Genomic DNA, 18,526 nt, shown 5'->3' with positions numbered 1-18,526 from the left:
GACAGAAGAAACCGTCCTAGACCAGTATCGCCACCAGTGCGCCGCCATCGGAGCGGCCCTGGTCAGAAGGGCGATCCACGGTGAAGTTCTCCCGTCAACTCCCCCGCACCCTGCGGCTGTCCGCGGTCGCGGTGGTGGTCGCAGCCACCGTCACCGCCGGCCTGGTGGCCCCCGCCGAGGCCCATGAACCAGTCCTCGCATCGACGTCGGCGACCGGACCCACGATCCGGCCGACGCCGATGCAGCTGACCAGCAGCGGTCAGCAGGTGACGCTGCCCGCCACGGTCACCGTCGTCGCCCCGGCGAGCGCGGATCCAGCGGCGGTCGCACTCACCCGGTCGCTGCTCAGCGACGCCGGCACCGCGACGACCGTGTCGGCCACCGACCCCGGCACCGGTGCGACGGTGTACGTCGGCGGCCCGTCGGAGAACGCGGCGAGTGCGGCCGCGCTGAGCGCACTCTCGGTCAGCGGGCCCGCAGGTCTCGCCGCCGAGGGGTACGTACTGGCTGTCGGCACCGACACGCAGTCCCGGATCCGTGTCGTACTGTCCGGGATCGACAAGACCGGGACGTACTACGGGGCGCAGAGTCTGCGCCAGGTGATCACCCCGGGCAGTGGCGGCGCAACCATCTGGAAACTCACGGTCCGCGATGCGCCGGCGTTCAAGATGCGCGGCGGCATGCAGTCGTTCTACAGCCCGCCGCTGGACCCGCCGTGGACCCTGGCGCAGGAGAAGTCGCACATCGAATTCCTCGCCCGCAACAAGATGGACACCTATTTCTACGGGCCGTCGGCGGACGAGATGACCGGCCACTCATGGTCGACGCCCTATACCCAGACCCAGCTGGCGGCCATCGAGGAAGCCGTCGATCTCGCCGCGGCACGCCATGTGGAGTACATCTACCGCATCTCACCGCAGGCGCCGACGAACCTGTCCAACGGCATCTGCTTCACCGACCCGAATAGCTTCCCCACGCTGCAGGCCCGGTTCGAGCAGCTATGGGGCATCGGCGTGCGTCGGTTCACCGTGGCGTGGGATGACGTCGAACTGGAAGAGAAGTTCAACTGCCAGGCCGATAAGGACCACTACAACTCCGGCGCCTACGGCAACCTGGACCAGGCGATGGCCACCGCGCACGCGGAGATGGTGAACAAGGTGCAGGCGTGGCTGGACACCAAGCCGGGCGCACGGCCACTCCTGGTCGTTCCGACGGAGTACTTCGGCAACAGCGTGCGGGACTACCGCACCCGGCTGGTGCAGCTCATGACCCCGAAGGCGACGATCTACTGGACGGGCCCGGCGGTGATCTCGCCGACGATCACGCAGACCGATTTCAACTCCGCGAAGACCGCGTTCGGTCAGCGGCCGATCGCCGTCTGGGACAACTACCCCGTCAACGACTACGCCGACCGATTCAGCGCCGACCGCCTGCTGCTGGGACCTGTCGAAGGTCGCGCCGCGAGCCTCGCGAATTCCAGCGAGGGCATCACCTTCAACGCCATGCACCAGGGCGAGTTCTCGCAGCTTGCCCTGTTCACCGCAGCTGACTTCGCGTGGAACCCGACCGCGTACAACGCAGCCGCGTCGTGGGAGGCATCCCTCGCCGCTCTCGGCAGGACTCGCACGGCCGCGCTGCGCGCGTTCGCCGAGAACAACTACGCGTCCTCGCTCAGCGCGACCGAGTCCGCCGGCATAGTGGCGAAGATCTCGGCGTTCCGCAGCGCGTGGCAGTCCAACACCGGACTCGCTACCGCGGCGACGAACCTGACCGCAGCGTTCACCGCTCTCAAGAACAGCGTGGTCACGCTGCGCGAACCGGGTGCAAATCAGCTGCTCGCGACGGAGGGCAAGCCGTGGCTGGACAAGGCCAGCCTGTACGGCCAAGCCGGAGAGCTTGCGGTGGCAGCGCTGGTCGCGGAGAAGGCCGGGGACACCGCGACGATGAACCAGAAGCGGGCACTGCTGACGCCGCTGATCGCTCAGATCAGCGCAAGCACCGTCCGCATCGGCGTGGGCGTGCTGGATCCCTTCCTCTCGTTCGCACTGGCTCGCGGGACCGAGCTCGGAGATCTCTCCGGCACCGGACGTTCCGACCTGCTCGCGGTGATGGCCAACGGCACGCTCAACGCATACCCCAACGTGTCCACCACGAGCGGACAGTCCAACCAGGACGGCGCCACCGTCTTCGGTGCCGCCGCCAACGTCGGATCCGGCTACAGCACTGCGCGGCTGCCGATCGTGGGTGAGTTCTGCGGCGACCGGCGGCTCGACATCCTGCAGGTGGAATCGACCGGCGTGCTCCGCTACCGCGGCAACACCGGAGTGTTCGCATCCATGTACGGCACGCCCGTGCAGGTGGGTCAGGGCTGGCAGGGAAACCTGATGCTCAAAGCGACCGACCTCGATGCGGACGGACGCGCTGACCTGCTGGGTGTACTCGCCAACGGCGACCTGATGGCATACCGCAACACCGGCTGCACCAACAACGTGCCCGCGTTCGCCCCCACCGGGGTGAAAGTCGGTCAAGGCTGGTCGTCGTCGCAGCTGCCGATCCTGGGCGACCTGTGCGGCGACGGAGACACCGACATCCTCACGATCGACGGCGCCGGCAATCTCCGGGCGTTCAACAACAACGGCAGCTTCACCGGGTCGATGTTCCAGAGCACAGCCCTCATCGGCTCCGGCTGGGACGGCACGCTGCAACTCAACGCCGTGGAACTGAACGGTGACGGGCGAGCGGACCTGCTCGCCGTGCTCAGTGACGGTGGCCTCTACGCCTACCGCAACACCGGATGCAGCAACGGCATCCCCACCTCTGACGCCCGGGTCAAGGTCGGCGCCGGGTGGACGGCCACCAACCTTCCGGTCGTGACCGATCTCAACGGAGACTCGCAAGCAGACCTGCTCTCGGTCGACGCCGGCGGCCTCCTGCTCGAGAACGTGAACACCGGGGTCTTCACCGGGAACATGTTCACGCCGGCGAACCGCGTCGGTCAGGGCTGGCAGGGAGCGCTGTTCATTCTCTGAACTCACGATCGGGTGTGGCTGCTCGCAGCCACACCCGATCCAGCGCGTCCGCAAAAGCGAACGAGCGGGCAGCAGCCAGGCCACTCCACGCACCGGATCCCTGATCGGGCATTGCACGATGATGGGGCGTTCGCGCGCAGCAGCGATGTCCAAGCGGGCGACGCGGGATGGCCGCACGCGCTGAGGGTGCATACGCACGACGTCGGACCGTGGCGCGGGCGGGTTGTTTCTACCGCGAGGCTTGTAGTCGGGAGGCACGTGCCCGCTGCTACCTACTCCGGTGCGGGAGCGTCCAGATCATTCACCGTGATCGCATCCGCGGACGCCTCAATCGCGAACAGCGGCGGGTCGTCCCGCCCTTCGATTGCATCCAGTCTGAACATGTCGAGTTGGGTCTGACCGGTGTCGACCTCGTACTGCAGGAACTCCGCGATACCGTCGCGCACGTCGTCGGGTACATCGACGACCAACGGGATCGTTGTCACGAGCAGATCAGCCATACGTACCTTGCTCTGAGTCTTGCCGGTGCCGGATCGCTCGGGCAGGTCGACGGTCACGCGACCGGTTCGGGAGCCCGCGATTGCCTGGGCCACCTCAGCTGAACCCCCGAACGTCGCTGACACACCGCGCAGGCGTTCCGTGCTGATCGCGCCCTCGTCGTTCTTGACGCTGATGTGGTCGGGGCCCGAGTGGATGCTGACTTCGACCAGGTCTGTCTGCCGGGCGCGCTCGATGAACGCGTCCACGGACACCGCCGCCGCCGCTTCCTCGTCAACGTCGTTGAGATCCGTCTTCGCGCTTCCGAGCACCGCGAACAACTTCGGGGCCTCGAACGTGATGTGTCGACCGCGCTTGCTCCAGCGGAAGCGCGCTCCGGCGACAGCCTCGTCGAGTCCGAGCGGATCCGGCTTGACGATCGTGGCGCGTGCGGAGATGACGTCGAGGTTTGCTTGGATGAGGCTCTCCACGTTCGCAGAGGCGCCTTCGAAGTCGAGGCCCTCCAAGTCAGCCAGCGTGAGCCCGCGACCTACTCGCCGCCAGAAAGCGCGGTCATCGGTCCGCATGTATTTGACGAGGTAACTCAGCGACTCCATATTTAGCCGCCCCGACACGTCCGCTTGGCCCGGGAAGGTCGACAGCGAACCCTCGCTCCCCTCCCAGACTGCCTGCAACACGCGGTTCATCCGCCACGCCTGCTGCCCCTGCAAGCGGTCGCCAATGGTCTGCACGGCCCTGGCAGTGCCGTCCGATTCCACCTCAGCTGCCGCGACGAACCCGCGCTGCACCACATCAGCGAGTTCAACCGCCTCGTCACCGACGAACGATCCCCGCCCGCCCTGCGCCAGGGCATTGCTGAGCATATTGGCCGTTGAGTCGCTCTTCTTACGGTCGATCAGCTTCTCCAGGGCGGCGGGCTCCGTGAACATCGCGTCGCTTTCCGCTATCACCTCGTCCACATGTGGCTTAGCTTCCACGGACTCTGATGGTGTGAGGCCAAAGATTAGCGGGTCGGTGGAGTCGATGAGAGCCACGTCATCCACGAGGGCTTCGAGGTCGTAGGCCATGCGGAGGTAGACGCGGCGAGAAGTCGAGTCCGGCCACGTCAGGATGAAGTCGGGCGCGAAGGTGTGGTTGAAGTAGTCGGTTCGCTTTACGCGTGCGGTCGAGTCGAGCGCTGTCAGCTCCTTGGCCACAGCGTCTTTGACCCGGAGGATCGACGCGCTAGGGGAGGGGTCGAACAGGCCATCGTGAATCAGGGCGGCGAAGGCGGACCCGTCGGCCATCACTCCCCCCTCCTGGTCTCGTACGCCTCGATGACACTGCGGTGCTCCTTCGAGATGACGAGGGTCTCCTGCTTCTGCGAGAGCACAACCAGCCACAGTCTGCTCGCCACTGCCGACACCACGTCCTCGTTTACGAGAGGTGCCGCCATGGCCTCGTTGTCGGTGCCGAACACCCTCTCGTGGTGTTTGAGGACATGGGCACGTACGTAGTCCGCGGTTGTCAGCTTCGGCCAGTCTGTAATCGAGTGGGGGCTCCACGCGATCCACATGAAGTGGTCCGCTCGGGCAGGCATCTTGTCGTACGCCACGTAGCACTGCGCAAGGAACTTTGAATAGTGCTTCGGGAGGTCACTGGGTTCGGCGTAGTTCTTCGATTCGGCGAAGAACTCCTGGCCGTCGTACTCGCCGTACTTGAGTGTGCCGCCGAGGTCGAAGGAGAAGTTCTGCCCACCGTGCGGCCACGCGAAGGTCAGTTTGGCAACGGCGGGCGGGTTGGGATTGACCCACTGCGCGTTGACACGCGTGGTCGACTCGAGCCACCGCTTCGCACGCTGGGCGCCGTCCGCCCCCTTGGCCTGAGCCGACTCTCCTTCGATTCGGGTCATGCCCGTACATTAGCGAATTCTCATTCAGTGCCATGCATTGCGACACGAAGGCACGACCCGGCGGGTGCATTGGTGCTATCCCGGCGAGCATGCAGACCAACTCGAGCAGTGCTCGCATCACTTCGCGGCGCTCGTGAGTGAGATCGGACAAATGTGTAGCTGGTGAAGCCCTGGTACCGCGCGTCACGTGCCGCAGATGCTATCGGCGGCGATGCGACGCGCAGCCCGGCGATAATCTCGGGGCATGCCCCGAGCCAGCAAGAAGCTCATCTTTCGACCGCTCATGGTGATCGCGGGCGGGCTGGCGACGGCGTTAGCCCTCATACTCCCGGTGATTCAGATCGGCGGCTGGATAAGCGAGGAGGCCGTCTGGATCCTCTGGGCGACGATCGCGTCGCTTGTCGTCGCGATCGTTTTCCTGGCTGCTCGCCTTGCGGCTGTGACCGAGAACGTGGCCTCCGCATTGGATGAGGTTGTCGCAGGGGGTAAGAGGGCCGAGGACTTAGCGCAGGAAGTCGAGGAAGCCAGAGCCGCGCTGGATGCCTTCCGATCGACGGCACGACTGGAGCAGGCTCCCGACCTGGGCCCGCTCGATCAAGCCCTTGCCGACCAGCTCTATGCGTACGCGTCCAATCCGAAGCTGCTGACGACCCTCGGTTCGTTCTTCCCATATCAGATTCCAATGGAGCCGGTGGGGCTCATCGATGAGCTCGCGGAGCTTCCCATGACGCGGACGGCGCATGACGGAGAACTGAACCGGCACTTAAGTGCGCTTGCGGAAGCCGCTGAGCTCTGGCGCGGAAGGTTCCACAGAGTGGCCTCGGCTGACGGTGATTTCTACAGCACAAGGTTGCGCCATCACGTTTCAGAACGGGCCTATCAGCAGAACGCCACGATGACGGACGAGCTTGGCGATGCCGGATTTGATCTGCACGAGAAGCTCCTCGCGTACCAGAAGTACTACGCATCGCTGTAGCCCTGGCCAGGCACCCAAGGCCGCATAGGACACCAGCGCTTCTGCTTGGGCCATCCCATGCGGCTCAGAATGTTCAGCAGAGTCCCTTGCTCCCCACCGTTCGAGACCTCTTTCGGCAGGTCGCGGCCGCAGGAACACAACCCGAGCATGCGTGACCGGAGGCTAGTCGCCCATCGCTAGAGAAAATCGAGCAGTGACGGTTGGGCCGCGACGCTCCGTAATCGCCAACGCCAGCTCAGCTTTCGCGGCTCATGGCCCCGGTGCTGGTGACGGCTGCCGCGAGCTTCACGGTCTTACTCGACCGGCGCATTACCGTGCAGTTGGAAGAAGCGACTCAGGCCTGTGCCTCCCGGTCGCAAACGCGCACTGCGCGGGCCGCCGGTTATCATCCCGCTAAGGAGGCACCTTGGACATCGACCCGACCCTAGTCAATTTGCTCGTTTCATACGCGGCGAATGTCGGCGCCGACGCAACCCGTTGGGTCGCGGGCAAGTTCCGCCGCCGTGGTCAGGAGACCCCGGCCGAAACTCTTGCTTCGCTCAATCTGTCGGTGCAGGCGCAACTCACAAGTAACGGTGTCGCTGACACAGACGCCGAGAAGATTGCCTCGTTTCTACTCGAGACACCGATTCTCGGCTACCTCTTCATGCTGGTGAACGCCGCCCAGACTGGAGACTATGCCGGCCTGCCAGAGGAGGAGATAGCCGCTCTCCTGATGCTCGAAGCGGGCTTGTCAGAAGAAGCTGCACCCGCGGCGGCAGACATCGTGGCCGCCGTGCTCGGGGCAAGACCATCCCGTGCGCCCAACGGGCGCCGGGCAGCGCGGGGTTCCCGGAGTCGTCCTCTATCTGGAATCCAGCTATTTGGCGCGCAGGAGGCAAAGCGCCGGATGCTCGCCGGCATCGGTAGTCCCAGCCCGGTGGAGATACTGGAATACTCGGTGGCATTTCGTCGGGAAATGCACCGCAAGTATAGTCGCATCCAGTTGCAGCACCTCGACAACGGAACCGAGCAGCGGCTGGAGGATCTGTACGTGGAGCCGGATCTCCGCGTTAGGGAGTTCGATTCGCGAAATGAGTCCACAATTAAGCCGGCTCAGCTGCTCACGTCATACGGACGAACGGTGGTTCAAGGAGCGGCTGGGAGCGGCAAGTCAACCACAATCAGGCGCCTTGCCGCAGACGTCGCCACTGGCGTGAACACCGATCTTGTCCCGATAGTGGTTGAGCTGCGGAAATACTCGGCACAGCAGACGCTTGCGCCGCAGATCTTCCTCGATCACATCAAACAATCCACAACGCAGTTGATGCAGCAGGCGCCGCCCGCTCACTGGCTCGAGTACCTGCTGGTCACGGGTCGGGCCGTTCTCTTCTTCGATGGGCTTGACGAAGTGCTAAACGCCGGTACCCGAGCAGAGGTACGCGACGCAGTGCTCGCATTCGCGCAGTTGTTTCCCGCAACATCGATCTTCGTCACCAGCCGCTATACCGGGTACGACCTAGCGCCGTTCGATTGGACGGAGTGGGTTCACGTGGGCGTCGAGGACCTTCGAGAGGACCAGGTTCGCGAGTACGCCACGCGCTGGTTCAGCCTGAAAAGCGTAGCCGAGGATGCGGCAACTCGCGCAAGCAGCTTCGTCGAGGAGAGTCGCCGGTACGCGGCGGATCTCCGTGTCAATCCCCTCATGCTTAGCCTTCTGTGCAGCATCTACTACGCCCGAGGTGACATCCCACGCACGCTCCACGCTCTCTACGAGCGCTGTGCGGACATGATTTACCAGCAATGGAACACTATGCGGGGTATCGACGACCATCGAGCGTGGGACAAGGACGTCAGGCCGGTCCTTTATCAGGTCGCTCATTCGGTGCTCAGCAATGATGAATACATGAGCTTCGGCATTCCGCATGAGGAGCTCGTGACCGAAATCCGGCGCGCGTTCATCAGCAACGGTGCCCCGGATCCCGAGGACGCGTCGCGTCGCGCGCGAGAAGCCGTGCAGCTGTGGGCAGGTCGAGCTTGGATCATCACCACGGTGATGACTGACGAAGCCGGCCGCCTCCGTTATGGGTTCGTCCATCAATCCTTTCTGGAGTACTTCGCCGCGGTTTACGAAGTCCGCCGAGTCGACACTCCGGCTGAGCTCTACGCCAATCTGCGAAGTCGGCTCATCGAACTGAACGGTTGGACAGTCACCCAGATCGCTGTCTCGGTGATCGATGCCTGGAGGGATCACGGCGGCCAGCGCTTTCTCGCGGCCCTATTGGACGACGCGCAGGAGGCCTGTGATCTGGACGCATTCGCGCTGTTGCGGCTTGGTATCTCCCTCGTCTCGGTCGTGCCGATCCCACCGGACCAGCAAAGTGTCCTGGCGGACACTGGCGTTCGCTTTGTTGCGCGTTCGATCCTTCTGCCGGCGGGCGACTCCGCCGTCTACGCGGCCAATGAGGAGAACTCGTACAGAACTCGAGGCGCCGCTGACTTCGACATCGAAGAGGACGAGCCGAGTAGCGTCCCGACCGTGGAGCTCGGAGTGCGTGAGTCCGTGACCCTTCCGACCACTCGATCTGGTGTCGTGGCGAAAGACCTGAGTGCGTTGGCGAAGGACAACTCCTCGGCAGCGACCCTCATCACCGCGGCGACCATTCGTTGCATTGAAGACCAGAAGGATGAGGTCGTCACCGCAGCCCTGCTCCAGATCGCGATCCTCGCGTCAGAGAAGGTGTGGACCAACCCCTTGACGAAGCGGGCCAAGATCGCGCTGGCAACGCACGACCGCCACTGGGTCGTGAGCTGGATTGCCGCCCAGCTCCACATCATTCCCTTGGAGGATGCGGTGCAAGTTGTTCCGTGGCACGCGACGCTCCTGGTGCAGGAGTTGATCCTGACTGACGAAGTCGACATTTACGGCCCCGAGCCGTTCGGGCCGATCTTGAATGATTGTCTTGACGACGACGACTCGTATCGCTTGCTTGAGCGCATTGGTGCGTCACACAGTGACCGCTTGGCCAGAGGTATTCCGCTTCCAGCGGTCCGAAGGGACCTAATTGAGCGGAACTTCGTCTTCAGAGAACCTCCGAGCGACTGGCGTCAAGCGCGCGATCCCGACTCGTGGAGCGACGCATTCCTAGTGAGCTTCGCAATGATCGGCCGGCTGGCATCGATCGCATGGAAGAACGGGCACGCGCTAGGGGAGTCTCTAGATCAGTCGGGACGCCCGATCGCGATCCAGATCGCTGCCGCCTCCCTCGGGTGGGGGGCCGTGGACGAAGACGAGTTAGCGGCAGTTACCGAACCTCATCGATCGGCGATTCGGAGCATCCTGGCAGGTCCGGGTTTGACTTCAGACTAAATACGAAGCGTGACCGCGATGCGGCCCGGTCTCTGAGCGACCTCGTGCCGGGCGACCAGTCGGTGTCTGCACCAACTTGCTGCAACTCAATGGACGTTAGCCGGTGGGTACCCGCGCAATGTTGTCGAGTACGCAGCGAGGCGTGACCCCGACGCCGCGTGCGCGATGTGCGTACGTGAGCGGGCGCATGAGTGACCGCGCTGCTGACGCAGGCAGTAGGTGATGACCGCGACAAGCGCGCGTCGAACGCGAGCGTGCGAGCCTCTGCAACGGCCAACGGCTCGCGCCCGTCACGGCTTCTCGACGTTCACAACGAGCGGGCTGTGAAGGCCTCATCGTGGACAGCGCGCAGAGCACGACGCCCTTCATCCGTATCCATATCCTGCAGCATCGTCTCTTCGAGTAGTTGATCGTCGTTGAGTTCGATGACGCCATGCAGATACCAATAGAAGAGGGAGACGCCAGGCGTCAGCTCGCGGAACCGCCCATCCTCGTCAACTGCGGGATCGTCTTCATCCGGATAGGGCCTCGCTTGGGTGAACCAGGCGACCGCAAACGCCACGAGAGCTTCAAAGTGATCCTCGATGGCGTTCCCGACGGCCTCGGTCGTTTCGAGCCCGAGATCGATCAGTTCGCCGGCTCGCTCCTCGGCGTAGTCGTTTGCGATTGTGGCCGACAGACTCGCTCCGATCGCGTCAGCTATGGCGCGGTCAGCGCGTGCGATGGCGCTGTCCCCCGTGGCGAGCGCCCTTATCGAGTCGCGATCGACTGAGACTTCTACTCCGCTTTGGACGGCATCGGTAACTGTGGCAACATGCTCCGCCACCTTGACGGCCAGATCGTCGAAGCTATTGTCTGCGCTTTCGAGTGCCCCGGCAAGAATGGCGAATTTGCGGCGAAGGTGCGAGGGGATGCCCGGTTCGTACTTATAGCCCAGATCATGCTCGATCTCGGCCCAAGCATGTTGCAGGATGGACCGGACCTGCACCTCGAAACGAATATCCCGGTACGGCCCCCACTCGGTTAGGTCCGAACGAGGGGGCTTCAGAGTCAGCACTAGGTGGTACGACAGGTAGCCGAATCTGTCCGGGTCCAGGGTTGCAAGCTTGTCGACGGAACGCGACTCATCTACTTCGAAGTTGTCGCGCAGAACCTCCACCACTGTGTCTACGCCGCTCGCCAGATAGGTGATCACGCGAAGACCGAGCATGTCGTGGAGGTCGTTGTAGCTTCGGTACCTCCCACCGCTCTTGCCGATCTTCTTACTTGCGCTTGCCTCCGCCTTGAGCCGGTAGCGGACGTCCATGATCGGAACGCCGTCGAGCGCACCGACGAGCTCACGTATGAGTTGCGCAACCCGCGGGCCCATCGGCTCAAGGACAGCGGAAAGTCGCCTGTAGTCTTCGGGGTCGGGCAGCCTCACTCGCTCACCTTATCGACCCTCGTCCACGAGCCCTCACCTCCAAGTCGCGATGGCGACTTGGTCAGGGCCCGGGGGTCAAGCGATGGCATCTCGAAGCGGCGATCTGTGTCCCCCCTACGGACCCAATAGGCGGTCGCCCAGCGCGCGACGCGTTCACGGCGTCCGGCTTAGGGCCGATATTCGTCCCTGCGAGGCGGAAAGGGTTCGGGCGGAAGCATCGTCTGTGCATTCATCTGCTCGGGCGGTTTGGCCACCGATAGGAAGAAGCCGAGGGCCTTCACGAGCGTGTCGCCGATCACCGCGGCCACCCGCCAAGCCGGGGAACGATCGCGATCGGTCATGTCGCAAGCATCCATCATCGGGATGCCGACCGTCTAGCGGTCGGCGAAGTAGGAGGGCGCGATTGCCGGTCCGTATGCGAGCGCCTGTGTGGCCCCGCGCGGATGTGAACGCGGGCTAGGTGGGCTTTTCGGCGGAAGCTGGGAGCGGCCAACTCGGCTCATACCGGACTGATCGATGAGTCCGACCGCCCCTAAGCACCACGCGTCTACGCGCTTGATCCGCGAAGATGAATGGCGAGCGTCTGACGAGTCGGGTCGACGACCCGGATCCCAGGGCAGCGTGTTCGCCCTGGCGGAGCCGGCGCTATTCCGCCCCTGCCTCCGACAGCAATCTCCTGATCGTCTTCGCTCCTACTTTGTCGGCGCCACGGAGCTGTTCTGCGATCTGCTCGTCGTCGGCCACGAACCTCCGCCGCGTGTCTTCCAGGTCAGCGAGCAGCTTTCGTCCCCGAATGTAGGTGCTCATCCTCTCCTCGTACCGGTCCCGTGAGCGTTGCGCCAGCAAGTCGGCGTCAGCGATGGAGCTCCGCAGCTGGCGGCGTTCCGCCGTCGTCCCGGCATCCGAGATCAGGTGTCGGCGGCCCTCATCCGCGAGCCGTGAGCTCCTGCCGGCCAGGATCAGGTACTCCGCGGCGTCCATCAAGACGTTGTGCAGGAGTTCTCTTCCGCGGCCAACTCTGTAGTCAAGGTCGGCTCTGTACGCTCGCCGCTGTCGGAGAGATCGACGGATCTTCGGACTGAGTGCTGCTCGAAGAGAAACGCCGCTTGCCAGCGTCGCAGCTGCAACCACCTTCTGGATGGGCGTTACTGCCACGAAGAAGAATGCGTTGCCGATCGCGATGTACGCCCACCGCACCTCTGCGCCGTTGTCTTCGATGGCTCTCCCGGGCTCTCGCGTCAGCGCGACGAGCGCGTTCCCCAATGTGAGCAGTAGCGCACCCCACGTGGCGAACAGCCACATTCCCCAAAGGAAGCGGGTGACTGGCCGAGCCTGGGACTTCTTGCGGCCGAACCGGCGAGCGATCATCCTCGCTTCGAGCACGAGTGCGATCCCGAGTACGGGGACGAGTTGAGCAATCGCAGACCAGAACGCCGTCATCTCGCCGTAGGTATCCGCCACCAACGCAGGCTATCGGGCGCGCTCTCGCGTGTTCGGCGCTATCGCCCGGTGCTGCAGCGATATCGCTCGATTCAAGTCGGTTGGGTTATGGCTAGCATCCGTGTGTCGAGCGGGCGGCCAGTGCACCTGGTCGATCGAAGTGCCTGAGAACGGCGCCAGCGCCCGGTTCGCGGTCCTCTAACGCGCAGATGGTCCGAACGCGCCAGCCGCGAAACAGCCGGATTGCAGCGTCCTCGGGCTCGCGCGTATACCTGGCCCTGTGAGGTTGACCATGGAGGTTCCCCAATCGCACGTACACGCCCCTCCGGGTTCCTGCGATCACCGGCCAAGTCCTCTGGCGTGGACCGCACGCGCGTTGACCGACCCATGTTGCATGTTTTCAGTCGGAGTAGACACTGACCTGCGTGTTCGACGCGATGTCGTGAAGTGCCGCTCGATCAGTTGCTTCATCTGGTCCGCGTCGACGCTGCGCCGGGCGAGCACCAGGACGATTTCGCGGGCTTCCTGCTGAACGCGGCGCCGCAACTCGAACTCCACGTCGTAGGGCTCCTGCCCCCGTATTCGACGGGCGATCGAGTCCAGTTCAATCTCGTGACGAAGGCGATCCTGCTGTGCGCGGTACAACCGCGTGGCAACCTCCGGAAAGAATGCTCGTGCGAGATCTCTCGCCTTCGCAGCTCGCAACCGCCCTTGAAGCTCTTCCCCGGCCGCACAGAGTTCCTCACGGCTCATAACTCGCCGCCGCGCTTCAAGCACTGCAAGCTGCGCACGTGTCGGGCGGCGGAAGACCGACTCACCCTCGCGCCGCAGGCGCCGCAGTTCTGCCGAGGATCGGCGACGGCTGAAGAACGCTTGACTCGTCCGGTCATTTGCCCGGCGTTCGTTCGAGTACGTGCGCTGAGATCGGCGCGCCGGCAACCCCAGGCTCATCAATCGACTGCGCAGCCGGCTAGCTTCCCGTCCGCGGGCTCGCTGCTGATCGAGATTCGCCTGGTACCAACGCCGGTAGCCGTCGGGATCGCTCGTTCGCCGCCGCTCCGCAGCGATGCGCTGTTTCTCACGGACCGCCTCCGCATTCCGGTCATGCCATCGCTCAGATGCGCGACGCTCCTGCTCAGCAGCGCGTTCAGGGTGACGTTCTCGGAACCGAGCGCGGTGTTCCCTGACCTTCTCCGGATACTCGAGCCGGAAGCGGCGGGCCCGCGCACGCTCTGCCTCGCGATGCTCGGCATACCAGACGCGCCCTTGCTCCCGACGCTGCTCGACGAAGCGTCGTCGCTCAGCAGCGTTACGCGCCCACTTCCGGTTGTGGGCGGCTGCCCTCTCAGGATTCGCCGCCTTCCACGCACGGCTCGCCGCGAGCATCTGCTCACGGTGGGCCTCGTAGTACCGGCGGCCAGGCATGAACTATTCGCTGTCTTCGACCAGCCCGTAAACGAACTCGGTGAGCGCTTCGCGGTTTCCCGTCGGGTCGATGATGACCCGACTCACGATGTCGACAAGCGAGTCGCGATCGCCCTCAGCGAGTTCCCCTGCTTCTTCGAGCACCCACGAGACGTCATTCGCAAGCCGATAGTCGGGGTCATCGGCGTGGATCTCGGGATAGTAGAGCACGGCGAGGATGCCTGCTTTCTGGACGATCTCGTCTGCCGCATCACGGTTCATAACTAATGCTCTCAGGCTTCCGTTCTCGGGTCCCAGCGACTCAGCGAGGCTCACGCGGTGGACCCCCGCCAGAGGTCTCGCACACCCAGCGGGATGCCGCGTCGTCAGTGAGGTGCGCACCGCGGCCCTGCGTGAGCGCGCGGGCAAGGAGAACGTGGCTGTCGGTCCGCACGCGCGACCGCAGCCTTCCGTACTCGGCGGAAGAGATGCCCGGGGGTGAGCCACCGCCGTGCGACCAGAGTTCCGGAGCGCCGGACTCGATGATCAGTGCATAGCTCGAGTGGATACCCGTGTCACACGCTCGAGCGGGACACCTTCGCTCATCACAGCCGCGCGGGTCATTCGATGGATCTGGGCCTCACGCATCCGCACGCGCATGAGGCACACGAGACTCGCAGGGCCGACCGCGACGAACTTGAGCGCGTTCCACAGGAAGAGGAGAACGAGGAGGTTCAGCCAGCCGGGCGCGCCCTGCTCGACGAGTCCCACACAGAGCGCGGCTGCCACGAGGTACACGCCGGCAAGAAGCATCGCCGGCATCCCCCACTTCAGACCGCGCCGTGTGAAGACCGCGTAGAGAAGGATGTTCGTCGGCATGAACCGGCGCAGAAACGCGCGGAAACGGATGCCGAGCATCCAGATGACTCCGAACATGCGGCTGCCCTCCATGCGTTCGGCAACGAGAACCTGGAAGGACTGGCCGAAGGCCTGTCATACCGCCGCAACGAGCGGTGGCGCGTGAGAGGTTGCCTGATGAAAGAGTAGATCCGGCAGCGGACAAAGGAAAGGCCACGGGGCCATCACCGGCTCGGCGCCCCCATCTCACGTGCACGATCCCGCGTGCGAGACACCTGGTCAGAGCGCCGTGCCAGACGCTGCGCAGTTTCGATCGCAACACGCGCGCAAGCAGCATCCCAATCCTGAACGCTGCTCGTCGGAACGCCACCGAGTGGATGATGGCCAGTAACCCCGTACCTGTCGCGATACGCAGCGACGACACGGACCTGGCGTATCCACGGCGCACGGGACGAGCCCTGCGGCTCGAGGCCGAGTGCGTCGAGCCACTCCTGGCGTCGCGCAAGAGCGCCCTCTGTGAGCTGTTGGGCTCGGTGCTCAATGAGCGCCTTTCGTTCGTCCAGCGCGCGACGCATGTCGGGTGCCATCGGGCCAAGCGCCTCTGGGATGAGGCCGGCGATCGCTCGTAGCGCCTTCCGCCCGAACCCATGATGCGCCTCGGGCGCTGTCGCCTTCTCAAGGCGCGACAGCAGCGCGGCCGCGACATCGCCGACCCCATCGAAACCTCGTGACCGCACGAGCGCCGGCATGAGTTGCTCCACATCGTGGTGGTCGGCCTCGGCACGGCGAAGCGCAGCTGTCAGTGGACCGAACGCGTCCGAATCGATCACCGCCGAGGCCTCAGCGCTCCCGAGGCCGGCATTCCTGATCAGGGCAACCCAGCGGTCGTGCTGGGCTGCGGCTGCAATGGTTTCGTATTCCGCGGCAAGCTGTGCGACAGAGCCCCAGCGGTCCTGTTCGGCGCTAATCGTCTCGTGGGCAGACAGTTCTGCACCGACGTGCTGGACCACACCGTGAAGCACAGTCCGGGCGGTCACATCGTTCGGATCGCCCGGGTGCGGTCCGGCGTGGACCGCCTCTGGTCGGTCGACGGCGACGTAGGCAGTGTTCGCTTCGCGTCCGCGCGTCATGGCGACGTAGAGGCTCTCCCGGGTCATTCCTGATCGCACGAGCACGTGAGACGTATCCGTCGTGATGCCTTGCGCTCGGTGCGCCGTGAGCGCATAGCCGAGATCGACGTGTGCAGCGACATATGCGGATGGTAAGGCCACCGTCGCTCCCCAAGTTCGACCTGCTCGGCGCACGCGCATCCCGCCGTCACGGCGCAGCGCAATGACAATCCATCTGTCCCCGTTGCGTACCCACGTTCTTCCTGCGCGCAGGGTGCGGTCGTTGCGACGCGTGACCACGATGTCACCGATCGCAGCCGCGCTTCCCCCGTGCAACGAGACTTCGTCAGGTCCCGTGACCTCACCATCGAGGATCCGCTCGGCACGGGCGCGCACGTTGAGCGCTGCAACGGCGTCATTGGAATCCGCAACGAGGACGCTTGACTTGCCACGACGCAGGTCCTGACGCCATTGCGCGTACGCCGCGTCGATCATCGCGTTTGAATCGCCTTCAACGACCCGGTCGTGCTCCGCGTACGCATCAATCGCATCGTCATCGCCGTCGCGCAACTGAACGGATGCATCCTTCTCCCAGGCGTGGAGGAACCGGTGGATGTCGACGAGCTCGGGCACGTCTTCCCGATCGTGAGCGAGCAGAGCGAACGCGCCGCCCGCATCGACGGCCTGAAGCTGCGCGTGGTCGCCGACGAGCAGCACTTTCGCCCCGGCATCCGCGGCCATTGCCGTAATTCGATCCAGTGAGAGCGTGCCCGCAAGCGATGCCTCATCGACAATCACCAGTTGGCCCGCGGAGAAGACGTCGCCGTTGATCAGGTGATTGGTCCACCACTTGGCCGTGTTCTCGGTCGGGATGCCGAGTTCCTCAGCCAGCACATGCGCCGCACCGGCCGATGGTGCGAGCCCTACGACGGATCCAGGGCCATAGACGGTCTCCCATGAGTTGCGAAGCGCGCGCATCGCCGTCGTCTTTCCTGTCCCCGCTGCACCAACGAGGAGATCGACGGTGCGGCCCGAGTTGACGATCCGCTCGAGCGCCTCCCTCTGGTCGGAGCCGAGCGCAACGCGTTCTCGCGCCGCAGATGGGGTTTGCATTGTCGTCATACGCGGGGCGGTCGCGGTGCGAGAGCGGTCGAGCAGCCGAGATTCGGCCTCAAGCAAGAGCCTGGCCGTGAACACCGCGCTCTGGCGTGCGCGGAAGACGGAGGAACCGTCGACGCGCTGGAACGCCAACGGGCTCTCAGCGATCTCTGGCGGTGAGAGTCGCAGTGATGCGTTCTCGGCCGCGTCGGCGACGAGCTCGACGACCGATTCGCGATCGGATGCTGTCGCGAATCGCACAGGCATGGTTTGACGTGCAGCCTCAGCGATGAGGTTCCAGCGGCGCCACGTCGTCCGCTTGTCCGCAACTGCGATCATGACGCTCCTGCCAAGGGTCGCTAGATCCTCGGGCGAAACGTCGATTGCGCGCATCAGCATCGGCCGCTTGCTGTGCGTGATGAGCGCGTATGCCCACGCTGTTGCGTCGAACCCAAGCTCGTGCGTTGCACGCGAGCGCCATCCGGCCGTCAGTTCTGCGAGCGAGTGCAGTTGCTTCTCGGGACGCGTCGACAGCGTCGCCTGGGCGCGTAGCTTCATGATCGTTGCCGCGGCGGGACGGTGACCACGCGCTTCGACGAAGGCTGCGATCAGCCGGTCCGTCGCGTCTTCGATCGCGTGTGCCCGTGTGGAGAACTCGTGGACAAGCCCTTCGGAGACACCGGTGATCGCCCACGTCGTATTGCGGTCGCGGCCGAGGTCGCGCGCCTCCCAGTCGATGGCGAGTTCGCGCGCGAGCTCGTCGCTGAAGATCGCCTCGTGCAGTTCGGATAGCGCAACGACGGCTGCATGTATCGGGCGGCCATCCAGCGAACGCCATTTGCCATCGAGTGCGGTCTGCACCTTGTTGCTCACCACGACATGTGTGTGCAGATGCGGATCGCCCGCGCGGCTGTCGAAGTGATCGAAGGCCGTTGCGATGAGTCCGTTCACCTCGACCTGCGCAACCGCCCCGTCCCCAGACGTTGCACCAGTGCGCGTGCCCGCAACCTCGCGTTCCATGTACGCAACGACGTAGGCGACGGCCTGGTGGTGCGCGCGAGCGATGCGCTCCTGCGTCTTCGCATCGGCGACGGCCCACAGCACGCTCGCCGACTTCGGAATTGAGAAGGTGAAGTCGTAGCCCGCCACAGCACGCTGACGGGCGCCGCCAGCCTGCTCATCCTTGCCGTACTGCGGGTACGCGCGGCCGAGCGGTTCGCCGGTGAGCGGGTGCCGACCCATCCCGATCAGCAGCTGCAGCTGAGCTTCGGTGACGGTGTCTCCCCCGCGGATGCTGGAACTCAGTGCGTCGATACCGGCGCCCATCCACCGTCCGGGCGGGGTGCCTTCGGCACTGTAGTAGCGCGTGAGCGGGGTGGAAAGAGAGCGGGCTCCATCGCCAGCCGCCACAGTGCGGAGCAGGTACTTGTAGCCGTCGCCGGCGCTCATCA

The 18,526-nt window shown here is 64.5% G+C and carries 11 protein-coding genes; 5 read left to right on the top strand and 6 right to left on the bottom strand.

Annotated features, from left to right (window positions below; genetic code table 11):
• Positions 1–80 precede the first annotated feature (80 nt).
• A complete protein-coding gene (locus ACFC1I_RS15990; protein WP_376011436.1) occupies positions 81–3,029 on the top strand; it encodes a beta-N-acetylglucosaminidase domain-containing protein in 2,949 nt (982 codons plus the stop codon).
• Positions 3,030–3,301: 272 nt separating this feature from the next.
• Here the strand turns inward: ACFC1I_RS15990 and ACFC1I_RS15985 are convergent, their stop codons facing one another.
• Positions 3,302–4,813: a hypothetical protein gene (locus tag ACFC1I_RS15985; RefSeq protein ID WP_376011433.1), complete on the bottom strand. Its 1,512-nt coding sequence runs from the start codon at positions 4,811–4,813 to the stop codon at positions 3,302–3,304.
• Entirely contained in the window at positions 4,813–5,418 is a 606-nt protein-coding gene (locus tag ACFC1I_RS15980; RefSeq protein WP_376011430.1) for a hypothetical protein, read from the bottom strand. Before ACFC1I_RS15980 ends, ACFC1I_RS15985 begins: the two co-directional genes overlap by 1 nt.
• A 244-nt stretch (positions 5,419–5,662) precedes the next feature.
• Here ACFC1I_RS15980 and ACFC1I_RS15975 point away from each other — a divergent pair, with 244 nt between their 5' ends.
• Together ACFC1I_RS15975 and ACFC1I_RS15970 are read left to right on the top strand one after the other, a co-directional pair.
• A complete protein-coding gene (locus tag ACFC1I_RS15975) occupies positions 5,663–6,394 on the top strand; it encodes a hypothetical protein (protein ID WP_376011427.1) in 732 nt (243 codons plus the stop codon).
• Between the two features lie 406 nt (positions 6,395–6,800).
• A complete protein-coding gene (locus ACFC1I_RS15970) occupies positions 6,801–9,743 on the top strand; it encodes an NACHT domain-containing protein (protein ID WP_376011424.1) in 2,943 nt (980 codons plus the stop codon).
• Positions 9,744–10,050: 307 nt separating this feature from the next.
• Here ACFC1I_RS15970 and ACFC1I_RS15965 read toward each other — a convergent pair whose 3' ends face one another.
• From ACFC1I_RS15965 to ACFC1I_RS15955, 3 genes are all read right to left on the bottom strand, one after another.
• Positions 10,051–11,166: a GTP pyrophosphokinase family protein gene (locus ACFC1I_RS15965; protein ID WP_376011421.1), complete on the bottom strand. Its 1,116-nt coding sequence runs from the start codon at positions 11,164–11,166 to the stop codon at positions 10,051–10,053.
• 167 nt (positions 11,167–11,333) lie between these two features.
• The gene (locus tag ACFC1I_RS15960) at positions 11,334–11,507 is read right to left on the bottom strand and encodes a hypothetical protein (protein ID WP_376011419.1); all 174 of its coding nucleotides are present in this window, start codon (positions 11,505–11,507) and stop codon (positions 11,334–11,336) included.
• A 304-nt stretch (positions 11,508–11,811) separates the two neighbouring features.
• Positions 11,812–12,627, bottom strand: a complete 816-nt coding sequence (locus ACFC1I_RS15955) for a hypothetical protein (RefSeq protein WP_376011416.1) — start codon at positions 12,625–12,627, stop codon at positions 11,812–11,814.
• A 426-nt stretch (positions 12,628–13,053) separates the two neighbouring features.
• Between ACFC1I_RS15955 and ACFC1I_RS15950 the strand changes: the two genes are divergently transcribed.
• Together ACFC1I_RS15950 and ACFC1I_RS15945 are read left to right on the top strand one after the other, a co-directional pair.
• A complete protein-coding gene (locus ACFC1I_RS15950) occupies positions 13,054–14,298 on the top strand; it encodes a hypothetical protein (protein ID WP_376011413.1) in 1,245 nt (414 codons plus the stop codon).
• Positions 14,299–14,637: 339 nt separating this feature from the next.
• Positions 14,638–15,057, top strand: a complete 420-nt coding sequence (locus ACFC1I_RS15945; protein ID WP_376011410.1) for a hypothetical protein — start codon at positions 14,638–14,640, stop codon at positions 15,055–15,057.
• Positions 15,058–15,092: 35 nt separating this feature from the next.
• On the opposite strand, the gene mobF is transcribed toward ACFC1I_RS15945, so the two are convergent.
• Positions 15,093–18,524: a MobF family relaxase gene (mobF, locus tag ACFC1I_RS15940; protein ID WP_376012097.1), complete on the bottom strand. Its 3,432-nt coding sequence runs from the start codon at positions 18,522–18,524 to the stop codon at positions 15,093–15,095.
• Positions 18,525–18,526: the final 2 nt, after the last annotated feature.

It is taken from the genome of Microbacterium sp. NPDC056044, from assembly GCF_042267145.1.
GTDB lineage: Bacteria > Actinomycetota > Actinomycetes > Actinomycetales > Microbacteriaceae > Microbacterium.
The sequence above is the reverse complement of the archived record's forward strand: the minus strand, read 5'-3'. Positions and strand labels throughout refer to the sequence as shown.